The sequence below is a fragment of the Streptomyces sp. FH025 genome, assembly GCF_017427025.1.
GTDB lineage: Bacteria > Actinomycetota > Actinomycetes > Streptomycetales > Streptomycetaceae > Kitasatospora.
The window spans coordinates 1-10,001 of sequence record NZ_JAFLNG010000249.1 but is presented as its reverse complement, the minus strand read 5'-3'; the positions used below and the strand labels follow the sequence as shown (position 1 = coordinate 10,001).

Here is a 10,001-nt window from a genome sequence, read left to right as displayed (position 1 = left end):
GACCGCGACCGTCGGGGACTGCTTCGAGGACAACGGGACGGCCACGGTCGCCGACCTCAGGTCGGTCGACTGCGGCCCCGGCGCGTACGAGGTCGTGCGGATCTTCAACGGGACCACGGACCTGGACAGCTGCAAGAACGTCACCGCCAGCGACGAGAGCGTGTCCTACCGGCGCTACCAGCGCGTCCTCTGCCTGAGCTACCAGAGCCCCGCCGGCAACGCCTACCACGCGCAGGCGGGTGACTGCGTCTACGGCCCCAACGGCCCCGGCGTCTGGCACACCACCAACTGCGCCACCGGGAACTTCAAGGTCCTGGCCACCTACCGCGGTGCCGGCGACGGGGCGAAGTGCGACGGCCTGCGGAACTACAACCAGTGGAAGATCCAGACCGGCCCGAACCGTGACTCGGACAGGCTGCTGTGCCTGTCGATGAACTACCCCGACGACGCCGGCTACGCCACGCTCAACGAGTGCCTGCTCAAGTCCGGCAGCGACGAGAAGGCGGTCTTCACCAACGTCGGCAGCTGCGCCGGCTCGAACGTCGTGGTCACCGGGCGCTCCGGGACGTACGACGACGAGGCGTTCTGCCAGGGCTACGGCTGGACCACCTGGCGGCCCAACGAGTACCCGAAGCTCGCCTACACCACGTGCTGGCGCTGGAAGTGACCGGGATCCGCGTGCCTCGGGAGGAGCCCGTCTCCCGCGCCACGGACACCCGCTCCGGGTGCGTGCCTCACGGGGGCGCACCCGGAGCGGGGGCGCACCCGGAGCGGGGGCGCACCCGGAGCGGGGGCCGGAGGTCAGAGGCTGACCTGGACCTCGGCGCGGTGGCGGATGTACTCGTCGGGGTGCGAGCGGGCGATCGCGACCGCCGTCTCCACCAGGCCGTGCAGCTCCGGCGGGTAGGCGCGCGGGACCAGCGGGAGGCCGGGGAGGATGCAGCGGCGGACGTCGAGGTCCTCGTTGCCGACGAACTCCCGCAGCGCGGCCTCGTTCCAGGCGTTCCGGACGATCGCGCCCTCGTCGGCGGCCGCGTTCGGCCCGCCGTCGACCGACAGGGCCGTCCAGTACCAGGCGCGGGCGGCGCCGGCGCGCTCCGGGTCGGTGCCGGTCCGCAGGTGGCCGAGCAGGGCGAGGCGGACCCTGCGCTGGCCGAAGGCGATCAGGGCGGGCTCGACGAAGCGGCGGTTGAAGCTCGGGTTGGGATCGTGGACCGCCGCCTCCAGCAGCGCCTCGAAGTACTCCTCGGGCAACTCGGACCGCCCGTCGAGCGCCTTGTGGACCTCCCACCGGGCCGCGCTCGGGTAGTCCGCACCCGGCTCGACCTCGACCCCGAGCAGGCGGAGCAGCCGGGCGAGCCGCAGCTCGAACTCCTGTGACCCGTCCTCCGTGCGCTCGGGCAACGGCTGGAGAACCCGCACCTCGCCGGCCGTGTCCTTGGTTTCCACGAACGTCCTCCTCATTCTGAGTCATCGGCAGACTACTCGCTGATACACCCGTTCGGAGGCGGTTTTCGGCGACCCGGGATCTTGTTCCGGTTCCCGGGCGGGGTTCTGACGTTCGCTCAGGCGGGCCCCGGCGCGGACCACGGGCGGCCGCCGATCATGACGGGCGGCCGGGCGGGACCAGTCCGGACTGGTAGGCGATCGCGACGAGTTGGGCGCGGTCGCGGGCGTCGAGCTTGGACATCGCCCGGTGCACGTGGGTGCGGACGGTGAACGGGCTGACGAACATCCGCTCGGCTATCTCCTCGTTGGTGAGCCCGGTGGCGGCCATCGACATCACCTCCCGCTCGCGGGCGGTGAGGACGGACAGCCGCTCGGCGGTCGCCGCGGAGACCGGGTCGGGCCGGGAGAGGAACTGGTCGATCACCGCCCGGGTGGCGGCGGGCGAGAGCAGCGCGTCCCCGGCCGCGACGGTGCGGACGGCGGCGAGCAGTTCCTTCGGGTCGGCGCCCTTGCCGAGGAAGCCCCCGGCGCCCGCGCGCAGCGCCTGGGCCACGTACTCGTCGATCTCGAAGGTGGTGAGGATGAGCACCCGGGTGCCGGAGAGCTCCTCGTCGGCGCAGATCTCGGCGGTCGCGCCGAGGCCGTCGACGCCGGGCATCCGGATGTCCATCAGGACGATGTCGGGCCTGGTGGCGCGGGCGAGCTCCACCGCCTCCCGGCCGTCGGCGGCCTCGCCGACCACCTCCATGTCCTCCTCCGCGTCGATCAGCACGCGGAAGGCGCCACGCAGCAGGGCCTGGTCGTCGGCGAGCAGTACCCGGATGGTCATACGTGCTTCCTGTCCTCTCGAAGGGCGCTGTCCGGTCCGGTGGCGCGGTTCTGTTCTTCGGCCGGTGCCGGGGAGTCGGTGCGGGCGGTGCGAGCGGCGCGGACCGCCGCGGCGGCGACGCCCGCGTCCTGGGGGCCCTCGTCGCGGGCGCCGGTGCGCAGGGGCAGTTCGGCGGTGACCAGGAAGCCGCCGTCGGGCCGCCGGTCGGCGGTCAGCCGGCCGCCGACCGCGCCGGCCCGCTCGCGCATGCCGATCAGGCCGAAGCCGCTCTCGTCCGGGGCGGTCTGGGGCCGGGGTACGGCGCGGGGGCGGCCGGTCGCGACCGGGCGGCCGTTGGCCACGCTGACCGCGACCCGGCTGCCGCTGTAGGTCAGGGTGATCTCGGCGTCGGCGCCGTGGGCGTGCTTGGCCACGTTGGTCAGCGACTCCTGGACGATCCGGAAGGCTGTGAGGTCCACGCCGGGCGACAGCGGGCGGGCCTCGCCCTCGACGGTGAGCCGCACCGGTAGCCCGGCCCGCTCGAAGGTGTTGATCAGCTCTGGGAGGCGGTCCAGGCCGGGGGCGGGTTCGAGCGGGGCCGGCTCCTCGGCGCGGCGCAGCAGGCCGACGGTGGCGCGCAGTTCCTGGAGGGCGGAGCCGGTGGCGTCGGTGATGTGGCTGAGCACCTCGCGGGCCTGGACCGGGTGGCTGTCCATGAGGTGGACGGCGATGCCGGCCTGGGCGTTGGCGAGGGCGATGTGGTGGGCGACGACGTCGTGCAGGTCGCGCGCGATCCGGATCCGCTCGTCGGCGACCCGTCGGCGGGCCTCCTCCTCGCGGGTGCGCTCGGCGCGTTCGGCGCGTTCCTCGATGGCCGCGAGGTGGGCGCGGCGGTTGCGGATGGAGTCGCCGAGGGCGCCGGGCAGCAGGGCCCAGGCGAGGACGCCGATCCGCTCGCCGATCGGACCGCCGCCCGGGCCGACCAGCAGCGAGATCCCGGTGAGCAGGACGGCGGTGCCGAGGGAGGCGCGCAGGGCGGTGGTGCGGTCGGTGTGGACGGCGAGGAAGTAGAGCGAGAGCAGCAGGGGGGTGGCCAGCGTCGGGGTGAGCCGGGGGCTGACCACGACGAGCAGCACGGTGCAGAGCAGGGTGAAGGCGACCACGGCGCGCGGGTAGCGGCGGTGGAAGAAGACGCTGCAGGACGCGGCCTGCGCGATGGCGTTGGTCACCGGGTTGATGCCGGTGAAGTGTCCGCCGGTCTGGTCGATGGTGGCGCCGAGGCCGGTGATCACGATCATGGCCGCGCCGCCCGCGCCGTCGAGCAGCCGGGGGTGGTCACGGCGCAGGCGCTGCCAGGTGTCGCTCATGCTCCTGCTCTCGGGTCGGGGTGCCCTGGCCGCACCCGCGCCGGGTCTGCCAGATGGTGCGGCGCCGCGCCCCTGGTGGGGTGCGGCGCGCGCCGGGTCGGGGGCCTCCGTACGGACGGCCCCCGACTGCAACGGTAACGGTTGGGGCTCGAACCGGTGTCCGAGCCGACCGGGGTCGGACCGGGCCCGGGCGGTGCTGGGCCCGGTCCGGGCGGGTGCCGGGCCTAGACGGTGACCGACTCCCGCTCCGGGGCCGCTTCGGGGGCCGCGGTGTGCAGCTTGCTGCCCTCGACGTCGACGTCGGGTATCAGGCGGTCGAGCCAGCCCGGCAGCGACCAGGCGCGGCGGCCGAGCAGGGCGAGGACGGCCGGGACGATGGTCATGCGGACCACGAAGGCGTCGAAGGCGACGGCCGCGGCGAGGCCCAGGCCCATCATCTTGATCATCGGCTCGCTCATCCCGATGAATCCGGCGAAGACGGCGATCATGATGAAGGCGGCGGCGGTGACCACCCGGGCGTTGTGCCGGAAGCCGGTGACGATGGCGTCGTTCGGCTGCTCGCCGTGGACGAACGCCTCGCGGATCCGGGTGACCAGGAACACCTCGTAGTCCATGGCGAGGCCGAAGACCACACCGATCATGAAGATCGGCATCATGCTCATCACCGGGCCGGTCTGCTCCACGCCGATGAGGTCGGCGAGCCAGCCCCACTGGAAGACCGCGACGACCGCGCCGAGTGCGGCGACCACCGAGAGCAGGAAGCCGAGCGCGGCCTTGAGCGGGACGAGGATGGAGCGGAAGACCACCATCAGCAGCAGGACGGCCAGGCCGACGACCACGGCGAGGTAGGGCACCAACGCGTCGGTCATCTTCTGCGAGACGTCGATGTTCATCGCCGTCGTACCGCTGACCAGGACGGTCGCGCCGGTGGAGGACTTCAGGTCGGCCGCGTGGCCGCGGATGGCGTGGACGAGGTCCTTGGTCGCGGCCTCGGCCGGACCGGTGGCCGGGACGGCGTTCAGCAGGGCGGTGTCGCCCTCCTTGTTGAACATGGGCGGCGTCACGGCGACCACGCCGGGCAGGGCGGAGACGGTCTTCTGCACCTGGGCCGCAGTGGCCTTCGGGTCCGCGGTGCCCTTGGCGTCCACGAGGACGGTCAGCGGGCCGTTGAAGCCGGGGCCGAAGCCCTCGGACAGCAGGTCGTAGGCGCGGCGCTGGGTGGTGGAGGTCGGCTTGGACTCGTCGCCGGGCAGGCCCATCCGCAGGTCCAGCGCGGGGGCGGCGATCACGCCGAGGCCGACCACACCGAGGAGCAGCACGCCGAGCGGGCGGCGCACCACGGCACGGGCCCAGCGGGAGCCGCCGTTCTCCTTCTCCCCGGCCGGCTGGGCGTGGCCCCCGGCCTTGCGGGCCTTGCGGGGCAGCGCCTTGCGGCCGAGGAAGCCGAGCAGCGCGGGCACCAGGGTGAGCGCGACCAGTACGGCGATGACGACCGTTCCGGCGGCGGCCATGCCCATCTTGGCGAGGATCGGGATGCCGACCACGGAGAGCCCGGCGAGGGCGATCACCACGGTGAGGCCGGCGAAGACCACGGCGGAGCCGGCGGTGCCGACGGCCCGGCCGGCCGCCTCCTGCGGGGTGCGGCCCTCGGTGAGCTCGGCCCGGTAGCGGGAGACGATGAACAGCGCGTAGTCGATGCCGACGGCGAGGCCGAGCATCATCGCGAGCGTGCCGGTCGTCGTGGACAGGCCGAGCGTGCTGCCGAGCGCGGTGATCAGCGACATCCCGAGGCCGACGCCGATCAGCGCGGTGAGCAGCGGCAGCCCGGCGGCCAGCAGCGAACCGAAGGTGATCACCAGGACGACGGCGGACAGCGCCATGCCGATCGCCTCGCTGCTGCCGCCGGCCTCGCCCTTGGCCATCAGCGCGTTGCCGCCGATCTCGACCTTGAGCCCGGCGTCGCGGCCGTGCTGGGCGGCCTGTTCGAGCGCCTCGGTGGCGCCCTTGGACAGATCGCCGGCCTTGGCGGAGTAGTTGACGGTCGCGTACGCGGTGGTGCCGTCCTGGGAGACGGCGCCCTGCATCTTGAACGGGTCCACCGCGCCGGTGACCTGCTCGGCGTGGGCGAGCTCGGCGACCGTCCGCTCGACCGCCTGCTGGTTGGGCTGGGCGGTGATCTTCTGGCCTGAGGGCGCGACGAACACGATGCGGGCCGAGGCTCCGTCGGCGTGGCCGCCGGGGAAGCGCTCGTTCATCAGGTCGAAGGCCTTCTGCGCTTCCGTGCCGGGCATCGCGAAGCCGTCGTCGGGTGCGGCGGGCGCCTTGGCCGCCAGGACTCCGACGGCCGCCAGCACGGCGACCCACAGCAGGGTCACCAGTCGGCGCCGGGCGAAGGCCCATCGACCCAGACGGTAGAGGAACGTGGCCACGGGAGAGCGGACTCCTTCGGATTCGGAAGCGGTTCTGTGCTCACGAGCGGTTCACGGGGCTCACCGGGCTCACGAGCCGTTCACGGGCGTGCGGGCGGGGCGTACGTCCGAATGGAGGCGGTCCGCCCGCAGCGTGACCAATCCTTGATCACCGACCCCCGCTCCGTCGTCGTCCCTGTGCAGGCCGTTTTCGTACTGCGGACGCAGTACGCGGACCACCCGAACAGTCGAGCGAACGTACGGCGCCTGGAGTATCCCGTTACCGCCCGATTCCTCCCCGGCTGGAGCGGGAGCCCGTCGACGGGAGCCGGGGGCGGTCACCCGGGCGGGCTGCGACGACGGGCCGCGCCCGCACCGGCGAAGTAGCGTGATGTGCCTGACCCGACCGTTTCCGTACGGTCACGGTTCGTAACGATCCGACCCGATCGGTGCTGGTTCCCAGCCCGCCGCCGGAGGTGCCCCATGGGCGTTCCCGCCGCCCGCATCGTGTTCGACGAGAACGACCGCGCGGCCGTCGCCGACGCGGTGACCGAGATGCTCACCACCGGTGCCCTCACCCTCGGGCCCTGGACCGAGCGCTTCGAGCAGGCCTTCGCCGCCGAGCACGGCGCCTCGCACGCCGTCGCGGTGAGCAGCGGCACGGCCGCGCTGGAGGTGATCCTGCGCACCGTCGACGTCCGGGGCCGCGACGTGGTCGTCCCCGCCGTCACCTTCTACGCGACGGCCGGCGCGGTGGTCCACGCGGGCGGCCGCCCCGTGTTCGCCGACGTCGACCCGGCCACCCTGGCGCTCTCCCCCGAGACCCTGGCGGCGGCCATCACCCCGGAGACCGCGGCCGTCGTCCTCGTCCACATCGGCGGACTGGTCACCCCGCGGGTGGACGCCCTGCGCGCACTCTGCGACCGGCACGGCATCGCGCTGGTCGAGGACGCCGCGCACGCCCACGGCAGCGACTACGCCGGGCGCGCCGCCGGAACCTTCGGCCTGGCCGGGGCCTTCTCCTTCTACCCGACCAAGGTCACCACCAGCGGCGAGGGCGGCATGATCCTCACCGAGTCGCCGAAGCTGCGCGACGAGGCCAGGATCTACCGCGACCAGGGCAAGGGCTCCTTCAGCACCAACCACCACGTCAAGCTCGGCTACTCCTGGCGGATGAGCGAGCTGCACGCCGCCGTCGGCACGGTGCACCTGCGCCGGCTCAAGGAGTTCATCGAGACCCGCCGGGCCGTCGCCCGCCGCTACGACGCGGCGCTGGCCGGCCTCGACGGGCTGGAGCCGGTGCTCGAGCCGGCCGGCTGCCGCGGCAACTACTACAAGTACGTGGCGCTGCTGCCGCCCGGCGTGGAGCGCGCCGCGTTCAAGCGGGCCGTCGCCGACGAGTACGGCGTGCGGCTGTCCGGCGAGGTGTACGACCTGCCGCTGCACCTGCAGCCCGTCTTCGCCCCGTACCGCGACGGACCGCTTCCGGTGGCCGAGGACGTCTGCGCCCGGCAGATCTGCCTGCCGGTGCACTCCGACATGACCGAGGACGAGACCGAGCAGGTGATCGAAGCCGTCTCGGCGGTGCACCGGCGGCTGGCCGGGTAGCCGGAGCGAAGGGAGCAAGACCGTGCGGATAGCCGTCACCGGGGGCTGCGGGTTCATCGGCTCACACGTCGTGGACCACCTGATCGCGGCCGGCCACGAGGTCCTCGCGGTGGACACCACCGACAAGTACCTCAACCCCGACGCCGAGCACGCCCGGATCGACGTCCTGGACCTGCCGGCCCTGACCTCCGCGCTGTCCGGCAGCGAGGTGGTCTACCACCTGGCCGCGATGGCCGACGTCGAGCAGGTCAGTGCCGACCCCGTCGGGGCCGTGCGGACCAACATCGACGGCACCGAGGCCGTGCTGGAGGCCGCCCGGCGCAGCGGTCTGAGCCGCACCGTCCTGGCGAGCACCGTGTGGGTCTACGGCGCCGCCCTCGCCGAAGGCCAACTCGACGGCGAGGAACAGGAGTTGGACGAGCACGTGCCGATCGAGCTGGAGCACAGCGGGCACCTGTACGTGGCCACCAAACTGGCCTCCGAGATGCTGGTGCACAGCTACCGCGAGCTGTACGGCAGCCACTTCACCATCCTGCGCTTCGGCATCCCGTACGGCCCGAGGATGCGCGACGAACTGGTCGTCGCCCGGTTCGTCCAGGCCGCGCTCGCCGGACGGCCGATCACCATCGCCGGGGACGGCCGGCAGAGCCGCAACTTCGTCTACGTCGAGGACCTCGCCGACGCCCACGTCCGGGCCCTCTCCCCCGCCGCCGAGGACCAGACCTTCGCCCTGGAGGGCTCGACGGCCGTGTCCGTGCGCGACATCGCCGACACCGTCGACGGGCTGTTCGGGCCGGTCACCATCGAGCACATCCCGGGCCGCAAGGCCGACTACGCCGGCCGGCGGATCTCCTCCGCGCAGGCCAAGCGGCTGCTCGGATGGTCGCCGCGGACCAACTTCGCGGACGGCGTGCGGCGGTACGCCGACTGGTACCGGGCCACCGTCGGTTCGTCCGGCTCATGAGGTCCGGCATGGGATCCGGCATGGGATCCGGCATGAGGTCCGGCATGAGGTCCGGCACGTCATGAGACCCGCGCCGCACGCCCTGCTGGTCTCCGGTTCGCTCGGCCAGGGCCACGACGTGATGGCCCGGGCCTGTGCGGACACCCTGCGGGAGCGCGGCTGGACCACCCGAACCGTGGACGCGATGGCCCTCCTCGGCCGGCGCTCGGGCGCCGCCGGGGAGGCCGTATTCCGCCGACTGCTCGACCTGCCCGGGGCGTACGACGCCTTCCACTTCTCGGCGCTGCGCCCGGGGGCCCGGATCGCCCTGCTCGCCGACGCGGCGGCCCGCGCCCGGCTGGTCCCGGCGCTGCGGGAGCTGGTCGCGGTGCAGCGGCCGCAGCTGGTGGTCTCGGTGTTCGCCACTGCCACCTCGGCGGTCAACCGGCTGCCGGACCGGGGCTTCCGGCACTTCGTGTTCTGCACGGACGTGACGCCGCACCGGCTCTGGGTGCAGGAGGGGACCGACCTGTTCCTCGTCACCTCGGAGGTCGCCGCCTGCGCCGTGCGCCGCTACCGGCCGGACGCCGACATCACGGTGCTGCCCGCCCCGCTCCGCCGGCCGTTCTACCGGCCGCCGGAGCGGGCGGCGGCACGGGCCGAACTGGGCGTGCCGACGGACTCCGGGTGCGTGCTGCTGATGTCCGGCTCCTGGGGGCTCGGGCCGATCGCCCGCACCGCCGTCTCGCTCGCGGCCGCCGGGCCGCACGTGCTGGCGGTGGCGGGGAACAACCGGGAGCTGGAGCGCAGGCTGCGGAACGCCGCGCGCCGGGAGCCGCGGCTGCACCCCTTCGGCTACACCGACCGGATCCCGGCCCTGATGGCCGCCGCCGACCTGGTGGTGACCAGCTCCGGCGACACCTGTAGCGAGGCCCGGGCGCTCGGGCGGCGGCTGCTGCTGCTCGACGTCGTCCAGGGCCACGGGCGGGACAACCTCCAGCACGAGCTGGAGCTCGGCCACGCCGACGTCGCCACCGCCCACCCGGGCGAGGTGGTCCGCAACGCCCTCGCCGCCCTCCGCCGGCCGTCGCCGCCGCCCTCGCTCGGGGCCACCCCGGAGGCCTGGCAGAGAGGCTTCGGGTCGGCGCTGGAGCGGATGGGGCTGGGGTAGGGCCGGTCGGGATCTACGGCCTGCCGGGATCTACGGCCGGCCGGGCCGGGCGTCCGTCGGGCCCTGGTCCTGCGGTGCGGCGTCGGTGGCGTGGTCCGGGCCGTTCTGGACGCTCACCGTCGCACTGTCCGACGGGCCCGCGCCGTTGTCGGGCGCCGCCGCTCCGGTCAGCGCGGCGGCGGCGATCGTGCCGGCCGCGATCGCGTGCGCCAGTCCACCGCTCCAATCGGGCATCGCTTCCTCCCCT

7 protein-coding genes and 2 pseudogenes are annotated in these 10,001 nt (G+C 73.6%); 4 read left to right on the top strand and 5 right to left on the bottom strand.

From position 1 onward, the window contains the following. Positions 1 to 667: pseudogene (locus J0670_RS18800) on the top strand (hypothetical protein); the annotation flags it as partial. A 134-nt stretch (positions 668 to 801) separates the two neighbouring features. Here J0670_RS18800 and J0670_RS18795 read toward each other — a convergent pair. The 4 genes from J0670_RS18795 to J0670_RS18780 all read right to left on the bottom strand — a co-directional run bounded on the left by J0670_RS18795 (position 802) and on the right by J0670_RS18780 (position 6,053). Continuing rightward, on the bottom strand, positions 802 to 1,449 hold the full coding sequence (locus J0670_RS18795) for a hypothetical protein (protein ID WP_307806579.1): 648 nt from the start codon (positions 1,447 to 1,449) through the stop codon (positions 802 to 804). A gap of 154 nt (positions 1,450 to 1,603) precedes the next feature. Next, complete coding sequence (locus J0670_RS18790; protein ID WP_207812778.1) at positions 1,604 to 2,278, bottom strand: response regulator transcription factor; 675 nt, start codon at positions 2,276 to 2,278, stop codon at positions 1,604 to 1,606. Then, positions 2,275 to 3,624: a sensor histidine kinase gene (locus J0670_RS18785; protein WP_207812777.1), complete on the bottom strand. Its 1,350-nt coding sequence runs from the start codon at positions 3,622 to 3,624 to the stop codon at positions 2,275 to 2,277. Before J0670_RS18785 ends, J0670_RS18790 begins: the two co-directional genes overlap by 4 nt. A gap of 224 nt (positions 3,625 to 3,848) precedes the next feature. Continuing rightward, positions 3,849 to 6,053, bottom strand: coding sequence for an MMPL family transporter (locus J0670_RS18780; protein WP_207812776.1), 2,205 nt, complete (start codon positions 6,051 to 6,053; stop codon positions 3,849 to 3,851). A gap of 462 nt (positions 6,054 to 6,515) precedes the next feature. Between J0670_RS18780 and J0670_RS18775 the strand changes: the two genes are divergently transcribed. The 3 genes from J0670_RS18775 (at position 6,516) to J0670_RS18765 (ending at position 9,754) form a co-directional block, all read left to right on the top strand. Next, entirely contained in the window at positions 6,516 to 7,640 is a 1,125-nt protein-coding gene (locus tag J0670_RS18775) for a DegT/DnrJ/EryC1/StrS aminotransferase family protein (RefSeq protein ID WP_207812775.1), read from the top strand. Between the two features lie 22 nt (positions 7,641 to 7,662). After that, positions 7,663 to 8,604, top strand: coding sequence for an NAD(P)-dependent oxidoreductase (locus tag J0670_RS18770; protein ID WP_207812774.1), 942 nt, complete (start codon positions 7,663 to 7,665; stop codon positions 8,602 to 8,604). A gap of 61 nt (positions 8,605 to 8,665) precedes the next feature. Continuing rightward, the gene (locus J0670_RS18765; RefSeq protein WP_207812773.1) at positions 8,666 to 9,754 is read left to right on the top strand and encodes a glycosyltransferase; all 1,089 of its coding nucleotides are present in this window, start codon (positions 8,666 to 8,668) and stop codon (positions 9,752 to 9,754) included. Between the two features lie 30 nt (positions 9,755 to 9,784). Here J0670_RS18765 and J0670_RS18760 read toward each other — a convergent pair. After that, a pseudogene (locus J0670_RS18760) lies at positions 9,785 to 10,001 on the bottom strand (hypothetical protein); the annotation flags it as partial.